The sequence below is a fragment of the Mycobacterium sp. NGS56 genome, assembly GCF_059812425.1.
Map to the genome: position 1 here is coordinate 86324 of NZ_JCALCQ010000014.1, position 15958 is coordinate 102281.

Below are 15958 nucleotides of genomic sequence, written 5' to 3' on the forward strand. Positions count from 1 at the left end.
GCGGTAGACAATGCCAGGCGGTCGTCAGGCTGACGAGTTGGCCGACTCTGCCTGCGCCAGTTCCTTCTTCCATTGCCGGAAGGTCTCTTCGGTGCGACCGCGGCGCCAGTACCCCGAGATCGACGACGCCCATTTCGCATCCACACCGCGTTCCTTGCGGATATAGGGGCGCAGATTGTGCATGACGGCCTGGGCCTCGCCGTGGATGAAGACGTGCACCTGCCCAGGCAGCCAGGAGGCGCTGGTGACGGCCTCGATCAGTGGCGCGTGGTCGCCGGCACGGTCCTCGGGAACCAGGTCGGCACGGCCGCCGCGATAGACCCAGCGCACCTCCATACCTTCGGGTGCGGTCAGTGGGATCTCGTCCTCTTGGCCCGCAACCTCGATGAACGCCTTGCCGACCGCGCTGGGCGGCAGCGCTTCCAGCGCCGCGGCGATGGCCGGCAGCGCCGATTCGTCGCCCGCCAGCAGGTGCCAGTCGGCGGCCGGGTCCGGTGTGTACGCGCCGCCGGGGCCCATCAGGTAGATCGGCTGACCGGGTTGGGCCGTGGACGCCCACTGGCCCGCTACGCCGTGCTCTCCGTGCACAACGATGTCGAGCGTGATGCGGCGTGTCTCGACGTCGACGTGGCGGACGGTAAGCGTGCGCACCGAAGGCTTTTTCTCCGGCGGCAGGTCCGCGAAGCTGTCGAGGGTCAGCGGCGCGGGCAGTGTAGCCACGTCGACGTCGTCGGCGACAAACGCCAGCTTGACGTAGGAGTCGGTGAACTTGCTCGGCACAAAAGCACCAAAATCCTTGCTTGCGAGCACTATCCGCACCATGTGAGGTGTGAGTTGTTCGGTACCGACAACCTCGAAGCGTTGCAGTGGTCGACCCGCCACTTGTCCTCCTGTCCAAACCCCAACCCCTGGTCGACTATACGAGTCGCGTCGTCGACGCGGCCTGACCTGCGGTGACCCGAACAATGCGCCACCGCCCGTCCTGGCGCTGCACCAGCCCAGCCAGCTCGAGCATCGCCAGCGGCCCCAGCGCCTGCTCAGGAACCATTCCCGAGGCGGCCGCGATCTCGTCCACCGTGGCGGCGCCGCGGCCCGGCAGCCCCTCGTAAACCCGGCGTTCGGCGTCGCTGAGGCCGTCCAGCGGCGTCGTCGGATGCGGCTCGTCGCGGGCCAGTTCTCCGATGTGGCCGACGAGTTCGACGACGTGGTCGGCGCGGGTGACCAGCTCGGCGCCGTTGCGCAGCAGGGCATGGCAGCCTGCCGACGCCGACGACGTGACAGGCCCGGGTACCGCCGCGACGACCCGCCCCAACGCCCGCGCCCAGGACGCGGTGTTGGCCGCGCCGCTACGCAGACCCGCTTCGACCACTACGGCGGCCCCTACCACGGCGGCAACCAGCCGATTGCGCGTCAGGAACCGGTGGCGGGCCGGGCGAATCCCGGGCGCGTATTCCGTGAACAACAGGCCCTGCTGGCCGATCCGGTGCAGCAGTGCGCTGTGACCGCTCGGGTAGGGAACGTCGAGCCCGGCGGCCAGGACGGCCACCGTGACGCCCTCGCAGTCCAGCGCGGCGCGGTGGGCCGCGCCATCGATGCCGTAGGCGCCGCCCGAGACCACGGCGACGTCGCGCTGCGCCAACCCGGCCGCCAGTTCGCCGGCGATGTGCTCACCGTAAGTGGTCGAAGCGCGCGTTCCGACCACGGCCGCCGCCCGGTGCGCGGCCTCGTCGAGCCGCACGGGCCCCAATGCCCACAACACCATCGGCGGAACCATCGGCGCACCGCCGCCGGGTCGAAGTGCGCCGCGGAATGCGGCGAACGCCAGCAGCGGCCACTCGTCGTCGTCCGGGGTGATCAACCGTCCGCCGCGCCGGGCAAGCATCTCGAGATCACTTGCACTGCAGTCAATTTCGCGCCGAGCTTCGGTACGGCGGGCAACGTTGTCGTCGACCATTCCACGCCGGATCCGCTCGGCGGCCTCGACGGGGCCGGCGCGCTGCACTACGGCGGCAAGTTCGGCGCAGGGCGGCTCGGCCACCCGCGACAGATAGGCCCATGCGCGCAGCGTGGGATCGTCGAGCGCCGGCGTCATCGCCGGCCTCCATCGGGTTGCGCGCGATGCAATCGCGAGGTGAAAAAGGCCGCGGCATGGCGCGATTCGTCCGAGCGCTCGCGATACCGGTGACCGTGACAATGGCGCTGCGTGGGGGGCACACTGACCGGCCGACGACGGCGCGCTGCTAACGCGCCGGGCCGACGGGTCGAGGGGCTCATCGCTGCGCCCCGGGTTGGCGGAAGCTGAGTGCGGCAGCGACTTCGTCGGTTCCGGGAGACGTGCGGCCGCCCAGGTCGGCCAGGCTCCACGCGACGCGCAACGTGCGGTCAAGTCCACGGATGCTGAGCAGTCCGCGGTCCAGCGCCCGTTGTAGGGGCTCCATTGCCGCGTTGCTGAGGCGGAAGTTTCGGCGCAGCAGCGTCCCACTGACTTCGGCGTTGGTGCGGAATCCGTGCGGCAGCCAGCGCTGGGCGGCGGCCGCGCGCGCCAGCTCCACACGATGGCGGACCTGCCCCGTCGATTCACCGCTTCCGCCGGCGAACGCCCCCGCCTTCACCTGATGCATCTGCACGCGTAGGTCTACCCGATCCAGCAGCGGCCCCGAAAGCTTGCCCAGGTAGCGCCGTTTGGCCGCCGCCGCGCAGATGCAGTCCTGCGGGTCGGCCGGGGCGCACGGGCACAGGTTGGCTGCCAGGACCAGCTGGAACCGGGCGGGATAACACGCCACCCCATCGCGGCGCGCCAGGCGAATCTCGCCGTCCTCCAACGGTGTTCGCAGAGCTTCCAGCGCGCTGACGCGGATCTCGGCGCACTCGTCGAGAAAGAGCACCCCGCGATGCGCCCGGCTGACGGCGCCCGGGCGGGCCATCCCGGACCCTCCGCCTACCAGCGCGGCGACGCTGGAACTGTGGTGTGGCGCCACAAAAGGCGGCCTGGTGATCAACGGCGTTTCTCCCGACAGCAAGCCTGCCACCGAGTGAATCGCGGTGACCTCCAGGGACTCGGCCTCCGTCAGCGGTGGCAGCAACCCCGGAAGGCGTTGGGCGAGCATGGTTTTGCCTACTCCGGGCGGCCCGGTGAGCATGAGGTGGTGCGCTCCGGCGGCGGCCACCTCCACCGCGAACCGCGCCTGCGTCTGCCCTACCACGTCGACCAGATCCGCCTCGGGCTCACCGTCGGTGGGCTTCACATCGATCCTGCCGAGCAGGGCGCCGCCGCCGCTGAGCCACTTCTGCAGCTGCCGCAACGTGCGCACGCCCCATACGTCGATCCCGTCGACCAGGCTGGCCTCGGCTAGGTTGTCCAACGGAACCACCACGGCCGGCCAGCCGTCGCGTTTGGCGGCCAGCACGGCGGGCAGCACCCCGCGCACCGGCCGGACTCGCCCGTCCAGCGACAGCTCCCCGAGCAGCACCGTTTTCTCCAGTCGGTCCCACGGGTTCTTGCGCTGCGCCGACAACACCGCGGCGGCCAGGGCGATGTCGTAGACCGACCCCATTTTGGGCAGCGTCGCCGGCGACAGCGCCAACGTCAGCCGCGCCATGGGCCAGGTGTTACCGCAGTTGGTGACGGCCGCCCGGACACGGTCGCGGGACTCCTGCAGGGCGGCGTCGGGCAAGCCCACCAGGTGCACGCCGGGCAGCCCGGAGGTGATGTCGGCTTCGATCTCGACGATCTGTCCATCCACGCCGCGCACCGCGACGGAGAACGCGCGGCCCAGCGCCATCAGGCGATCCCTTGCAGGTGGGTGATCTCGGGAGTGCGGCGCCGCCCGACCCGCACGCCGATCACGTCGATGCGGATTCCCGCGCAGCGCTGGTCCTGGCCGGCCAGCCACAGCCCGGCCAGCCTGCGCAACCGGAGAACTTTGCGCGGGGTGACAGCATGCGCCAGTCCTCCGTATCCGTCCCCGGTACGGGTCTTCACCTCGATGAACACCACCGTCGAAGTCGCGTCGTCGCGAGCGATGATGTCGAGCTCGCCGTAGCGGCAACGCCAGTTGCGCTGCAGGATCCGCAATCCCATCCGCGTCAGATGATCCACGGCGAGCGCCTCACCCATTGCCCCCAGCTGGATCCGGGTCATCGTCGTTTCGGTTGTCATGTGGATGAAGGTGCCCCGCGCCCCCGACGAGACGTGATGTCATCGCACCCCGCGACGGCCCGCGCCGGCGAGTTACCCCCAGTGCCAAGTCCATCCACAGCCGCCGGCGACACCCGGATGCGGAGAACTGACCGGGTCGCTCGCCCCGTGCGCCCTCACGCCCCCGCGGCCAGCGCTTCCAGCGTCTCGGCCGAAGAGTGCAGCGGACGCCAGCCCAGTTGGGTCTTGGCCTTGGTGGTGTCCATCACCATCGACGTCCGCGCCGTGTGCAGCCATTCCAGCATGGACGGCACCCCCGGCACCCGCGCGATCGCGGCCGATGCCGCCGTGGCCGCCACGGCGGGGACCCGCACCGGGCGCCCGCCCAACGCCCTGGCCACGTCGGCCACCGTCACCACTCCGTCACCGGCGATGTTGTACACCCCCGGGGGAGCCGGGGCCGTGGCCGCCAGCGCGACGGCCGTCGCGACGTCGTCGTGGTGCACCAGTTGCAACGGGTAGCCCGGATCGGGCACCACCGGCTTCAGGATGGGGACGGCTTTGACCACAGCACGCATCGGGCCCGGCAATTGGTTCCACGGCATGGCGTCGGCCAGCGCGGTGGCGTTGGGCCCGGCGACCACGCAGGGCCGCAGCACGAACACCTCGAGGGCGGAATCCTTGGTGATGTCGGCGAGCAGCTCCTCGCAGGCCGCCTTCTGCTCGGAATAGTAGTGCTCCGCCGATCCCCGGGTGGGCACGTCCTCGGTCAGCGGGACGGGGTTGTCGGAGTGGTAGCCGTACGCCGCCACCGACGAGGTGTACACCAGGCGCCGGGGCCGCTCGGCGGCCACCGTCGCCTCGAATACGTTGCGGGTTCCTTCGAGATTCACGCGGGCGCTTTCGTCGCGCGAGCCCATGATGATGAAGGCCAGGTGGATCACCACATCGGCCTGCACGACCAAGGCGTCGACGGCGTCGCGGTCCAGGATGTCGCCCTGCTGATAGCTGGTCTTCTGCCAGCCGCGCGACGACGGGTCGAACGGCCGGCGGGCCATGCCGATGATCGCGTCGACGGCCGGTTCGCGCTCCAGCGCCGTCACCGCGGAGATACCGATCTCCCCGGTTGGTCCGGTCACCGCGACGGTCACTCCCATTCAGAACGTCCTTCCCTCCCGCGGCCAGCCGAAACCCCGCGACCGAACATCACCAAGACCCAGCGCGCGCCTTCGGCGTGGTAGCACCATTTTTCCAGCGTCTCGCGATCCCCGAGCGGTTGGGCGTGCGGACACTTCGCACAATCAGCGAAGGCTTGGCGATCAACGGCGAGCGGCAAGATGCCCAGATCGGCCGCAACCCGACGGAACAGCATGCAAGGCTGTCGTGGGCGACCCATAATTTACGGCGATCGAAAGCGGATCACACCGCCGACACCGAATCGAGGCAGCAGCATGGCGGACGAATCGAATACCGACGCGGATGCACCCGCGACTGCCGGGGAGGAGGCTGACCCCGCGACGGTTTTCGCCGCCCTTGCCGAGATCATCTACCAGGGCTCGGATGTCCACCAGATATATGCCGCCATCTGCGTGGCCGCCACCCTGATCGTCCGTGGCTGTGACCACGCCAGCCTGTTGGTGCGCGAGAACGACAGATACATCACCGTCGGTGCCAGCGACCGTCTGGCGCAGACCATCGACGACCTGGAACGCCGGGCCGGCGACGGCCCATGCATCGACGCCATCGAGGAAGAGACACCGCAGATCGACACGGACTTGACCACGCCGTCGCTGTGGCCAAAGCTCGCCGAGGTCTTGGTCGCAGAGACCCCGGTGCGCGGCGCGATGGGATTTCGGCTTCTGGTCGACAAGCGCAAAGCGGCGGCGCTCAACTTATTCAGCGACACCCCGAACATGTTCGACGCCGAGTCCGCGGGGCGGGCGGCGGTGTTGGCGGCGTTCGCCAGCGTCGCCATCAACGCGGTCGCCAAGGGCGAGGACTCGGCAAGCCTGCGACGCGGCCTGCTCAGCAACCGCGAGATCGGCAAGGCCGTCGGCATGCTGATGATGCTGCACCAAATGAGCGAGGACCAGGCGTTCGACCTGCTGAGGCGCCACTCTCAGGCGCTGAACGTGAAGCTGGCCGACGTTGCCCGCGAGGTCATCGAGAAGCGCGGCCAGCTGCCCATCCCCGGCGAAAACCAGCTGCCGCCGAATACCTAGCCCCCGCTACTCGGGAAGCCGCAGCTCGGGCTTTTCGACCTCTTCGATGTTGACGTCCTTGAAGGTGACCACCCGCACCTGCTTGACGAACCGCGCGGGCCGGTACATGTCCCACACCCAGGCGTCGGACAGTCGCAGCTCGAAGTACACCTCACCGTCGGCGTTGCGCGGCGTCATCTCCACGCTGTTGGCCAGGTAGAACCGCCGTTCGGTCTCCACGACGTAGCTGAACTGGCCGACGATGTCCTTGTATTCGCGGTACAGCGAGAGCTCCATCTCGGTTTCATACTTTTCGAGATCTTCTGCACTCATCTGCTCAGACGTCCTTCTCCCAGACAGCTCTCCCCGGGCATCCCGGCGCTAGCTGCCGTTCGCCGGGGCGGCAATCCGGAACCCATCTTTCCTCACCGATATCCGTCGCGCTGCAGCGGTGGGTCCGGTTGGCAGTCGGCCACCACCCGGCCGCCGGACCCGTCGGCCACGCGCCGCACGTTGATGAAGGAATAACGATGCTCCGCGCACGGACCCAGCTGGGCGAGCGCCGCGCTGTGCGCCGGCGTGCTGTAGCCCTTGTGGTCGGCGAAGCCGTAGCCGGGATGGTCGGTCTCCATGGCGACCATCAAACGGTCCCGGCTGACCTTGGCCAGCACGCTGGCCGCCGCGATACACGCCGCGACCGCATCGCCACCGATGACCGGCAGCGACGGGACGGCCAGCCCGGGCACCCGGAACCCGTCGCTCAGCACGTAGCCGGGCCGCACGGACAACCCGGCGACGGCGCGGCGCATCCCCTCGATGTTGGCGACGTGCACACCGCGCCGGTCCACCTCTCCCGGCGGGATGAACACCACGTGATAGGCCAGCGCATAACGGCGGATCACCGGGAACAGCTTCTCCCGGGCAGCCTCGGTCAGCTTTTTGGAATCATCAAGCGCGGCAAGGCTTTCCAGTCGTCCCGGTCCGAGCACACAGGCTGCCACCACCAAGGGCCCGGCGCAGGCACCGCGGCCGACCTCGTCGACGCCGGCCACCGGTCCCAAACCGCTGCGGTACAGCGCGGATTCCAGGGTGCGTAACCCCGACGATTTGCGGATCACCGTCCGCGGCGGCCACGTCGTGACCACGGCTACCGATTCTGTTGCGGGTTCACCGATCCCACACCACCCCACCGGGACGGCGGCCACACGATGAACCTTGCTTTTCCGATCACGTTGGACACTGGCACGGTTCCCGAGGTCGGGTCGCCGGTGCACAAGACACCCTTGAGGGCTTCGGTCGGGACGCTAGTGCAGTGGGCCCGAGAATCCGCCGAATGCGTCCGATTGTCACCCATCACCCACAGCCGCCCAGCCGGGACGGCGACGGGCCCGAACTCGCTGCCCAGGCATGGGTACACCGATGGGTCGGCGGCCATGGTGTTGCGATCCAGGTACGGCTCCTTCAACGGCTTGCCGTCAACCGTCAACCCGGTGTCGGCACGGCACTGCACCGTCTGGCCGCCGACCGCGATCACCCGCTTCACCAGGTCGTTTTCGTCGGGCGGCACGAAGCCGACGAAGGACAGCGCGTTTTGCACAAAGCGCAGCACGGTGTTGTTGGACCGGATCGACTTGTAGCCGAGATTCCACGGGGGCGGGCCCTTGAAGACGATGACGTCACCGGGGTGGGGGGCGCTGAATCGGTAGCTGACCTTATCGACCATGATCCGATCGCCGACGCAGCCGGTACACCCGTGCAGCGTGGGCTCCATGGATTCCGACGGGATCAGGTAGGGCCGCGCCACGAAGGTCAACATGACGTAGTAGAGGATGACGGCGATCACCGCCAGCAGCGCGAATTCGCGCAACGTCGAATGCTTGGCGTCCGCCGGTTCGCCCTCGTCGGGCGCCTCCGCCACCGGCGGCCGTTCGGGCACCAATCCGCCCGAAGTCCCGGCGTCGTCCGGGGGCGTCTCCGGGGCGCGGGTAAAGACCTTCGGATCTGATTCGCCGGCGTGGGACTCGGGCTTCGATGAATCCGCGGTATCGGTCACGAGATCAGCGTAGCCAGCGCGCGTGGTGGCCCGGCCAACCGGCGCACCGGAGAAAGGATGGGACGAATCACCAGCGCCGCCAAGGCGTCCCGCTCAGCGCTTCTCTTTGATCTTGGCCTTCTTGCCGCGCAGCTCACGCAGGTAGTACAGCTTCGCGCGGCGGACGTCACCGCGGGTCACAACTTCGATGTGGTCGATGTTGGGTGAATGCACCGGGAAGGTCCGCTCGACGCCGACGCCATAGCTTTCCTTGCGCACGGTGAAGGTCTCCCGGATGCCCCCGCCCTGACGACGGATCACCACGCCCTTGAACACCTGGATTCGCTCCTTGGCGCCCTCGATGACCTTGACGTGCACGTTGACCGTGTCGCCCGGGCCGAAAACCGGAATATCGTCGCGCAGCGACGCTTGATCGACGAAGTCCAGCCGGTTCATGCGAGACACTTCCTTGAGGTCGCGGCCGACGGCAGCTACCCACACGCAGGTGTGAGGCGGTCGCCAAGCCGATGGTTTCGGGCTTTCTGGCGTATCTCGCAGCAGGCGGGAAACCGCTCAACCGGCCTGCAACCGCTGGAGACAACTGGTCAATTGTGCCAGACGGGGCGCGTGCCGCGAAAATCACAGCGAGTCGGCGGTTCGTAGCGCGCCAAACACGCTGGTAAATGGTACATATGACTGGGGTCAGAATGCGCTTCCGCGCAGGAGCGTGATGGCCGGTACAGGTAGCGCGATGGTCCCGCTGTTGCACTGTGTCGAAGTCACGCCGGAGGAGACGGATGCGGGTACGTCCACTGACGCTGGTCACCGCCACCGCGGCGGTGACGTTGGTGGTTGCCGCCGGTTCTGAGGCGCTGGTCCAGGCCAAGGTATACAGCCTGCCGGTCAGCGCGCCCGTTCGGATCATCGCCGCGCCACCCACCTCCGCTGCCCCGCAGTCGGCCGCGCTAAGGCTCGAGGCGGCCGCTCCCCCGCAACAGGCCCTACCGGGTCCGGGATTCGGTCAGCTGCAGGCCCGCGTCCAGCTTGCCGCCGACGAGGCCGCTGCCAGTGGCGCCGCCCTGTCGGTGGCCATCCTCGATCGCACCACCCATCAGCTGATCGCCAACGGAAACAGCCAGATCATCGGCACCGCGTCAGTGGCCAAGTTGTTCATCGCCGACGATCTGTTGCTGCACGAGAGCGAGGGCAAGGCGCCGCTGAGCGCCGATGATCGCCAGGCCTTGGACGTGATGCTGCAGTCATCCGACGACGGGGCGGCCGAGAGGTTCTGGGGTCAGGGTGGCGGAGCCGCCATCATCACGGAGGTGGCCGCCCGCTACGGCCTGTCCTCCACCACCCCGCCCAGCGACGGGCGGTGGTGGAACACCATGAGCTCGGTGACCGACCTGATTCGCTACTACGAGATGCTGCTGGACGGATCCGGTGGTCTGCCGGCAGATGAGGCCAAGATCATCGTCAACGACCTGTCGCAGTCCACCCCCAACGGGCTCGACGGCTACCCGCAGCGATTCGGCATCCCCGACGGCCTGTATGCCGAGCCGGTCGCCGTCAAGCAGGGCTGGATGTGCTGCATCGGGAGTGACTGGATGCATCTTTCGACCGGGGTGATCGGGGCCGACCGCCGCTACATCATGGTGGTCCAGTCCCTGCAGCCCGCCGATGACGCCACCGCACGCGACACCATCACCCGCGCGGTCAAGACGATCTTTCCCGAGGGCCGAATCGACGTGCCCCGACATGGGCTCTAGCGGACCGCATCGTCGCCGGGCTCAGCCCGATGGCCCAACTCCTGCTCGGTCCGCTTTAGCGGACCGCATCGTCGCCGGGCTCAAGCCCGATGGCCCAACTCCTCCTCGGTCCGCTCTAGCGGACCGCATCGTCGCCGGGCTCAAGCAACTCGGGGCGGCGCTCGCGAGTCCGCTGTAGCGAGATCTCCCGGCGCCACGCCGCGATTCGCGCGTGGTCACCGGACAGGAGCACCTCGGGGACGTCGAGCCCACGCCAGCTCGGCGGCCTGGTGTAGGAGGGTCCCTCCAGGCGCCGGTCCAACGCCGGCGAGTGCGAATCGTCTCGGTGCGACGCGGGATTGCCAAGGACTCCGTCGAGCAGGCGCAGCACCGCCTCGATCATCACCACGGCCGCCGACTCGCCACCGGGCAGCACGTAGTCGCCGATCGAAACCTCCTCGACCCGCATCCGCCCCGCGGCATCCTCAATGACCCGCTGGTCGATGCCCTCATAACGACCGCAGGCGAACACCAGGTGGGTCTCGACGCTCCAGAGCGCGGCCGTCGCCTGCGTGAACAACCGCCCCGCGGGGGTGGGAACAATCAAAAGTGTTTCGGCAGAGGTGATTTCGTCGAGCGCCTCCCCCCACACCGGCGCCTTCATCACCATCCCCGGGCCACCGCCGTACGGCGAATCGTCGACGGAGCGGTGCACGTCATGCGTCCAGCGCCGCAGGTCGTGCACGTGCAGATCGACCAGGCCGGACTGGATCGCCTTGCCCGGCAACGATTGCCGCAGCGGATCCAGATAAGCCGGAAAGATGGTAACGACGTCGATTCTCATCTCGAAGATCCCCGTTACAGGTCCAGCAAGCCTTCGGGCGGGTCGATCTCAACCGTTCCGCCGTCCAGCGACACCGCCGTGACGATCGCAGTCACGAACGGCACCAACACTTCCCGCTTCTCGTCGCCGGCATCACGTCGCACCGCCAACAGTTCACCCGCCGCAGTGTGCAACACCTCGGCCACGACACCGATCTGCTGGCCCGCGGCGGTGCGCACGCGCAGGCCTTCGAGCTGATGGTCGTAGTAGGTGTCCGCCTCGTCGATCTCGGGCAAATCCTCGGAATTGACGACGAACAGGGTCCCGCGCAGCGCGTCGGCGGCGTCACGGTCGGTGACGCCGGCCAGTCGGACCAGCAGCCGCCCGCCGTGCTCGCGCACACTCTCGATGACACAGTTGCGTTCCGCACCGCCTCGAGACGGCTTGGCGCGCAACGTGTTACCCGGCGAGAATCGGGCATCGGGATCGTCGGTGCGGATCTCCACCACCAGCTCGCCGCTGATGCCGTGGGCTTTCACCACGCGCCCGACGGTCAACTCCAAGGGAGTTCCATGAGCAGCGCCCCGCTACTGGTCGGTGTCCACCACGTCGACGCGGATGCCGCGACCACCGATACCGGCGACCAGCGTGCGCAGTGCGGTTGCGGTGCGACCTCCGCGACCGATCACCTTGCCCAAGTCGTCGGGATGGACGTGGACCTCGACCGTCCGCCCCCGGCGGCTGGTCACCATGTCCACCCGGACGTCGTCGGGATTGTCGACAATCCCGCGAACCAGGTGCTCAACAGCGTCAACGACAACCGTACTCATCGCCGCGATCAGCTTTCGGTGGTCGGCTCGGCCTGCTCGCCGGTCTCGGCGGGCGCCTCGGCTTCAGCGGCGGCGGTCTCCGCGGGGGCCTCGGCCGCGGCCTCGGGTTCGGCTGACTCGTCCGCGGCCTTCGCGGCCTTCGCGGCCTTCTTGGCCGGGGCCTTCTTCTTCGGCTTTGCGGCCTCGGTCGTCGGTCCGCCCTCGGCCTCGGCCAGCGCGGCGTTGAACAGCTCCAGCTTGCTGGGCTTGGCGGGGGCGACCTTCAGGCGGCCCTCCGCACCGGGCAGACCCTTGAACTTCTGCCAGTCGCCGGTGATCTTCAACAGCTTGAGGACGGGCTCGGTGGGCTGGGCACCCACGGACAACCAGTACTGGGCGCGCTCGGAATTGATCTCAATGAGGCTCGGGTCTTCCTTCGGGTGGTAGCGGCCGATGACCTCGATAGAGCGTCCGTCGCGCCGGGTCCGTGCGTCGGCGACGGCGATGCGGTACTGGGGATTGCGGATCTTGCCAAGCCGAGTGAGCTTGATCTTCACAGCCATGGTTAAGCGATTTCTCCTGTGTGTGTCACGCTGCAATTCAGCGATCGGGGCGGGATGCCCCGATCCGGTTTTGCCTCGCGTGTATGACCGGTCGGCGATGCGTAATCGCTCGGCGGACAGCCGCCTATTGTGCCAGAACAGGGGCGGTGATCAGAAATTCACCGGCCGGTCGCGTTACCGAGATTGCCGTCGTGGTCGTGATCTGGAGGCCAGGTACAGCCCTGACGGCAATCTGGGCGAACGCGGCGAACGCGGCGAACGCGGCGAACGCGGCGAACGCGGCGAACGCGGCCACTCACATCACCTTCTGAAAGACCTTGGTCTCCGCCCGGCGCGTCATGCGCCAACCGTCGGGTGTGCGCACGAACTCGTCGTCGTACCAAAGGCCGCAGAACAGTACCTGGTCCTTGTCACCGCCCAGCACCATCGGGTTGAAGCAGATCACGCGCGACGAGGCCTTGTACCCGTCGATTTGGACAGAGAAGTTGCCCAGCATGTGTGCATACACCGGGAAGTTGGGCAGCACCTCGGCCAGCCATTTCTTCACCTCGGGATAGTGGCCCTTGATGCCGCCCAGCGCCGTGTAGTCGATGTAGGCGTCGGGTGTGAACACCTTGTCCAGGTCGTCGAATCGCCGGTTGTCGATGGCGGTGGAATAGTCCACCAACAGCTGCTGGATCTCCAGGCGGTCCGAGATGTCCTCCAAGCTCAACATTTCGTTGATTGAACACGATCCGAGCGGGCTCCACGGCGATAGCTGCTGGGACCGCAGCCGAACCACCGTCGACACGACCGGCTGAGCACGCTCTGCTCGGCGTAGCCGAGTTCTCGGGTGAGGTGCGACAAGCTCATGTCGGTGTTGCGCAGGTAGTGTTCGGCGGTTTCGCGGCGCACGCCATCAATGAGTTCGCCGAAGGTCGTTTTCTCCGCGGCGAGTCGGCGGTGCAACGCCCTGGGATGCAGATCGAACTGGGCGGCGATCAACTCGAGGCTAGCGGTGCCGGTCGGTAGTAGTTGGCGAACCATTCTGCGGACTGACTCAGTCATGCCGGGTTGATGTGTGGTGACCCCGGTTAAGTACTGCACCACCGCTTGATGGGCGAGCGCGTCCTGTTTGAGGGGACGCGCGAGATCGGCGGTGCGGAGGGTGAAGCCCGCTGTCGGTTGTGTGAAATGCGGTCGGCAGCCGAAGTAGGTTAGATAGTCGGCCGTCGCCGTCAGCGGCTGATGCGGAAGGTGCACCGCCAAGGGTGCGTACTGTGCGCCGAGCAGAAACCGCATCACCCCAAGCGAAACCCCAAGGGACAGTTCGATGGTCTGCGGGTGCGGCGGCGGCCGCTCGATCAAGATCTCGAATGCGTAGAACAATTGTTCGGGGTTGGCGCCAGGGGTGATTCGCCCGGAGATGGCTGGGCTGTAGGCCGCTATGAACGTTTCGAGAATCATGAACGCGTCGCCGACGGTGGCCGCCGTGCGCGCAGCCACCCCGACCGGTCCAAGGATTTCGATGCCCTGCCGCAGTGCAAACCGCCGCCCGAAATCCCGAGTTGAGGTGGCTGCCGCAGCGGTCTCAACAGCCACGATGAGGCTGCGGTAAGGCAAAAAAACTTCATGGTCGCCGACATCTTGGGGCCGAATGCCGGCGGCGCGAAGCAGCTCGATTGGATCGCCACCCAGTTCGGCGACCAGTCGGGGGTAGCCCGACAGCGACGTTCCCCGCACCACCGACATGTCAGAAAATGTCAAATAATCGTCCACAATTGTCAAGACTCCGGCGTTGCCGCGCCCGCATCCTGTGAGAGAACGACCAGGAAAGGAAATCTCATGGGCTTCGACACGGTAGTCCGCAACGGCCGCTGGTTCGATGGCACCGGCGCGCCATCGGCGATCCGCAATATCGGGATCCGCGACGGCCGTGTCGCCGCGATCAGCCCGCGGGCGCTCGACGAGACGGGCTGCGAGCAGGTGATTGACGCCGCAGGCAAGTGGGTCCTGCCGGGCATGGTCGACATCCACACCCACTATGACGTCGAGGTGCTGGCCGCTCCGTCGCTGTCGGAGTCACTGCGGCACGGCGTGACGACGGTGATGGTGGGGTCGTGTTCGTTGTCGACCGTTCACGTCGACGGCGAAGTTGCCGGTGATTTGTTCGCGCGCGTCGAGGCCATCCCGCGTGAGCACGTCATCGGCACGGTCAACCGGCACAAGACCTGGAGCACCGCCGAGGAGTACATCGCCGCCCTTGAGGCGCGGCCCTTGGGACCGAATGTGGCTGCCTTCATTGGGCATTCGGACATGCGGGCCGCGACAATGGGTCTGGACCGCGCCACCCGCAAGGACGTGCGGCCGAACAAGGCCGAGCAGACACGGATGGAGCAGATGCTCGTCGCAGCCCTACAGGCCGGGTTCGTCGGAATGTCTTCGCAGCAACTGCTTTTCGACAAGCTTGACGGCGAGGCCTGCCGCTCCCGTACCCTGCCGTCCACGTATGCAAAGCCGCGAGAGCTGCGCAGGCTGAAATCCCTGCTGCGGCGCAGCGGGCGAGTCTTGCAGGCGGGTCCCGACATTCAGAACCCGCTCAACATCGCATCACAGGCAGTGCAGTCGCTGGGCATCGGCCGCAGGCAGCTGAAGACCACTCTGCTCTCCGCCGCCGACATCAAAGCCAACCCCTGGTTGATCGCGGTGATGGGCCCGGCGGCCCGCCTTATCAACAAGCTGGGCGGGGACTTTCGCTGGCAGCACCTGCCGGTGCCGTTCGAGGTGTATGCCGACGGCATCGATCTGGTGATCTTCGAAGAGTTCGGTTCCGGCGCGGCGGCCATGCATCTGAAAGAACAAGTGGCCGCGCGCAATGAGCTCCTGTGCGACGAGGACTACCGTCGATGGTTCCGCAAGGACTACGACAGCAAGTTTGGGCTGCGGGTCTGGCACCGCGACTTCTTCGATGCCGAAATCGTGGCGTGCCCCGACCCGTCGGTGATCGGTAAGTCGTTCGGGCAGGTAGGTATTGACCGCGGCGGCCTGCACCCCGTCGACGCGTTCCTCGACCTGGTCGTCGAGCACGGCGGCGCGCTGCGGTGGCGCACCACCATCTCCAACCACCGTCCCGAGCTGCTCAAGAAGCTGGCCCGTGAATCAGGCGTCCAAATGGGCTTCTCGGACGCGGGAGCGCACTTGCGCAACATGGCGTTCTATAACTTCGGGCTGCGGCTGCTGCGCCACGTCCACGACGCCGAAAAGGCCGGCAAGCCGTTCATGACTATCGAGCACGCTGTGCACCGGATGACCGGCGAACTCGCCGACTGGTATCGGATCGACGCCGGCCATCTGCGGCTGGGCGATCGCGGCGACCTGGTGATTGTCGACCCCGCGCACCTGGACGATTCGCTCGACGACTACGCCGAAGAGAAGATCGACCAGTACGGCGGACTGTCGCGGATGGTCAACCACAACGACGACACCGTCAGCGCCGTGCTCGTCGCCGGGCAAGCGGTGTTTCTTGACGGGCGGCCCACCGAGGTGCTTGGCACGGAGCGCACCGGCAGCTTTCTGCGCGCTGACGCGGCGACCACCTGGGCCGCGGCCGAGCCGGCGACTACTGCCGGCTAGCCGACGTGTGGGAACCGTCCCGCTACGAACAG

At 67.4% G+C, this 15958-nt stretch carries 18 protein-coding genes and 1 pseudogene; 3 read left to right on the forward strand and 16 right to left on the reverse strand.

What is annotated here, in order from left to right; genetic code table 11:
- Positions 1 to 24: 24 nt before the first annotated feature.
- From AC5Y4F_RS23715 to AC5Y4F_RS23735, 5 genes are all read right to left on the reverse strand, one after another.
- Positions 25 to 882 (reverse strand): siderophore-interacting protein, encoded by an 858-nt coding sequence (locus tag AC5Y4F_RS23715; protein ID WP_499999018.1) that lies wholly within the window; start codon positions 880 to 882, stop codon positions 25 to 27.
- A gap of 34 nt (positions 883 to 916) precedes the next feature.
- Positions 917 to 2092 (reverse strand): DNA-processing protein DprA, encoded by a 1176-nt coding sequence (gene dprA, locus AC5Y4F_RS23720; RefSeq protein ID WP_067930523.1) that lies wholly within the window; start codon positions 2090 to 2092, stop codon positions 917 to 919.
- A 178-nt stretch (positions 2093 to 2270) separates the two neighbouring features.
- Positions 2271 to 3782 carry a YifB family Mg chelatase-like AAA ATPase gene (locus tag AC5Y4F_RS23725; RefSeq protein WP_067930526.1) on the reverse strand — a complete coding sequence of 504 codons (1512 nt, stop codon included), beginning with the start codon at positions 3780 to 3782 and terminating at the stop codon, positions 2271 to 2273.
- Positions 3782 to 4159, reverse strand: a complete 378-nt coding sequence (locus AC5Y4F_RS23730; protein WP_067930529.1) for a YraN family protein — start codon at positions 4157 to 4159, stop codon at positions 3782 to 3784. The genes AC5Y4F_RS23725 and AC5Y4F_RS23730 overlap by 1 nt, the downstream gene beginning before the upstream one ends.
- Positions 4160 to 4314: 155 nt before the next feature.
- Positions 4315 to 5295, reverse strand: a complete 981-nt coding sequence (locus tag AC5Y4F_RS23735; protein WP_067930532.1) for an NAD-dependent epimerase/dehydratase family protein — start codon at positions 5293 to 5295, stop codon at positions 4315 to 4317.
- A 294-nt stretch (positions 5296 to 5589) separates the two neighbouring features.
- Here AC5Y4F_RS23735 and AC5Y4F_RS23740 point away from each other — a divergent pair, with 294 nt between their 5' ends.
- A complete protein-coding gene (locus AC5Y4F_RS23740; protein ID WP_067930538.1) occupies positions 5590 to 6360 on the forward strand; it encodes a GAF and ANTAR domain-containing protein in 771 nt (256 codons plus the stop codon).
- A gap of 6 nt (positions 6361 to 6366) precedes the next feature.
- Here the strand turns inward: AC5Y4F_RS23740 and AC5Y4F_RS23745 are convergent, their stop codons facing one another.
- From AC5Y4F_RS23745 to rplS, 4 genes and pseudogenes are all read right to left on the reverse strand, one after another.
- Positions 6367 to 6672: a DUF2469 domain-containing protein gene (locus AC5Y4F_RS23745; RefSeq protein WP_003875077.1), complete on the reverse strand. Its 306-nt coding sequence runs from the start codon at positions 6670 to 6672 to the stop codon at positions 6367 to 6369.
- Positions 6673 to 6676: 4 nt separating this feature from the next.
- Positions 6677 to 7484: pseudogene (locus tag AC5Y4F_RS23750) on the reverse strand (ribonuclease HII).
- A gap of 2 nt (positions 7485 to 7486) precedes the next feature.
- Positions 7487 to 8278: a signal peptidase I gene (gene lepB, locus AC5Y4F_RS23755; RefSeq protein WP_369829664.1), complete on the reverse strand. Its 792-nt coding sequence runs from the start codon at positions 8276 to 8278 to the stop codon at positions 7487 to 7489.
- Positions 8279 to 8485: 207 nt separating this feature from the next.
- Entirely contained in the window at positions 8486 to 8827 is a 342-nt protein-coding gene (gene rplS, locus AC5Y4F_RS23760; RefSeq protein WP_067304506.1) for a 50S ribosomal protein L19, read from the reverse strand.
- Between the two features lie 341 nt (positions 8828 to 9168).
- Between rplS and AC5Y4F_RS23765 the strand changes: the two genes are divergently transcribed.
- The gene (locus tag AC5Y4F_RS23765) at positions 9169 to 10140 is read left to right on the forward strand and encodes a serine hydrolase (protein ID WP_067930546.1); all 972 of its coding nucleotides are present in this window, start codon (positions 9169 to 9171) and stop codon (positions 10138 to 10140) included.
- Between the two features lie 115 nt (positions 10141 to 10255).
- On the opposite strand, the gene trmD is transcribed toward AC5Y4F_RS23765, so the two are convergent.
- The 7 genes from trmD to AC5Y4F_RS23800 all read right to left on the reverse strand — a co-directional run bounded on the left by trmD (position 10256) and on the right by AC5Y4F_RS23800 (position 14045).
- A complete protein-coding gene (gene trmD, locus AC5Y4F_RS23770; RefSeq protein WP_067930549.1) occupies positions 10256 to 10963 on the reverse strand; it encodes a tRNA (guanosine(37)-N1)-methyltransferase TrmD in 708 nt (235 codons plus the stop codon).
- Between the two features lie 14 nt (positions 10964 to 10977).
- Positions 10978 to 11505: a ribosome maturation factor RimM gene (rimM, locus tag AC5Y4F_RS23775; RefSeq protein WP_499999023.1), complete on the reverse strand. Its 528-nt coding sequence runs from the start codon at positions 11503 to 11505 to the stop codon at positions 10978 to 10980.
- 24 nt (positions 11506 to 11529) lie between these two features.
- On the reverse strand, positions 11530 to 11772 hold the full coding sequence (locus AC5Y4F_RS23780) for an RNA-binding protein (RefSeq protein ID WP_003878715.1): 243 nt from the start codon (positions 11770 to 11772) through the stop codon (positions 11530 to 11532).
- 8 nt (positions 11773 to 11780) lie between these two features.
- Positions 11781 to 12314 carry a 30S ribosomal protein S16 gene (gene rpsP / locus AC5Y4F_RS23785; RefSeq protein ID WP_067930555.1) on the reverse strand — a complete coding sequence of 178 codons (534 nt, stop codon included), beginning with the start codon at positions 12312 to 12314 and terminating at the stop codon, positions 11781 to 11783.
- 124 nt (positions 12315 to 12438) lie between these two features.
- Positions 12439 to 12609, reverse strand: coding sequence for a hypothetical protein (locus AC5Y4F_RS23790; protein ID WP_499999025.1), 171 nt, complete (start codon positions 12607 to 12609; stop codon positions 12439 to 12441).
- On the reverse strand, positions 12610 to 13029 hold the full coding sequence (locus tag AC5Y4F_RS23795; protein WP_499999027.1) for a nuclear transport factor 2 family protein: 420 nt from the start codon (positions 13027 to 13029) through the stop codon (positions 12610 to 12612). It lies immediately after the preceding gene.
- Entirely contained in the window at positions 13023 to 14045 is a 1023-nt protein-coding gene (locus tag AC5Y4F_RS23800; RefSeq protein ID WP_499999029.1) for an AraC family transcriptional regulator, read from the reverse strand. Before AC5Y4F_RS23800 ends, AC5Y4F_RS23795 begins: the two co-directional genes overlap by 7 nt.
- Before the next feature lie 93 nt (positions 14046 to 14138).
- Here AC5Y4F_RS23800 and AC5Y4F_RS23805 point away from each other — a divergent pair, with 93 nt between their 5' ends.
- Complete coding sequence (locus AC5Y4F_RS23805; RefSeq protein ID WP_499999031.1) at positions 14139 to 15926, forward strand: N-acyl-D-amino-acid deacylase family protein; 1788 nt, start codon at positions 14139 to 14141, stop codon at positions 15924 to 15926.
- Positions 15927 to 15958 lie beyond the last annotated feature (32 nt).

What these genes read in the sequence shown, in the direction of transcription:
- dprA (WP_067930523.1), bottom strand. Translation starts at nt 2,092, where the DNA reads ATGACGCCGGCGCTCGACGATCCCACGCTGCGCGCATGGGCCTATCTG.
- AC5Y4F_RS23725 (WP_067930526.1), bottom strand. Translation starts at nt 3,782, where the DNA reads ATGGCGCTGGGCCGCGCGTTCTCCGTCGCGGTGCGCGGCGTGGATGGA.
- AC5Y4F_RS23730 (WP_067930529.1), bottom strand. Translation starts at nt 4,159, where the DNA reads ATGACAACCGAAACGACGATGACCCGGATCCAGCTGGGGGCAATGGGT.
- AC5Y4F_RS23735 (WP_067930532.1), bottom strand. Translation starts at nt 5,295, where the DNA reads ATGGGAGTGACCGTCGCGGTGACCGGACCAACCGGGGAGATCGGTATC.
- AC5Y4F_RS23740 (WP_067930538.1), top strand. Translation starts at nt 5,590, where the DNA reads ATGGCGGACGAATCGAATACCGACGCGGATGCACCCGCGACTGCCGGG.
- AC5Y4F_RS23745 (WP_003875077.1), bottom strand. Translation starts at nt 6,672, where the DNA reads ATGAGTGCAGAAGATCTCGAAAAGTATGAAACCGAGATGGAGCTCTCG.
- rplS (WP_067304506.1), bottom strand. Translation starts at nt 8,827, where the DNA reads ATGAACCGGCTGGACTTCGTCGATCAAGCGTCGCTGCGCGACGATATT.
- AC5Y4F_RS23765 (WP_067930546.1), top strand. Translation starts at nt 9,169, where the DNA reads ATGCGGGTACGTCCACTGACGCTGGTCACCGCCACCGCGGCGGTGACG.
- trmD (WP_067930549.1), bottom strand. Translation starts at nt 10,963, where the DNA reads ATGAGAATCGACGTCGTTACCATCTTTCCGGCTTATCTGGATCCGCTG.
- AC5Y4F_RS23780 (WP_003878715.1), bottom strand. Translation starts at nt 11,772, where the DNA reads ATGAGTACGGTTGTCGTTGACGCTGTTGAGCACCTGGTTCGCGGGATT.
- rpsP (WP_067930555.1), bottom strand. Translation starts at nt 12,314, where the DNA reads ATGGCTGTGAAGATCAAGCTCACTCGGCTTGGCAAGATCCGCAATCCC.
- AC5Y4F_RS23795 (WP_499999027.1), bottom strand. Translation starts at nt 13,029, where the DNA reads ATGTTGAGCTTGGAGGACATCTCGGACCGCCTGGAGATCCAGCAGCTG.
- AC5Y4F_RS23800 (WP_499999029.1), bottom strand. Translation starts at nt 14,045, where the DNA reads ATGTCGGTGGTGCGGGGAACGTCGCTGTCGGGCTACCCCCGACTGGTC.
- AC5Y4F_RS23805 (WP_499999031.1), top strand. Translation starts at nt 14,139, where the DNA reads ATGGGCTTCGACACGGTAGTCCGCAACGGCCGCTGGTTCGATGGCACC.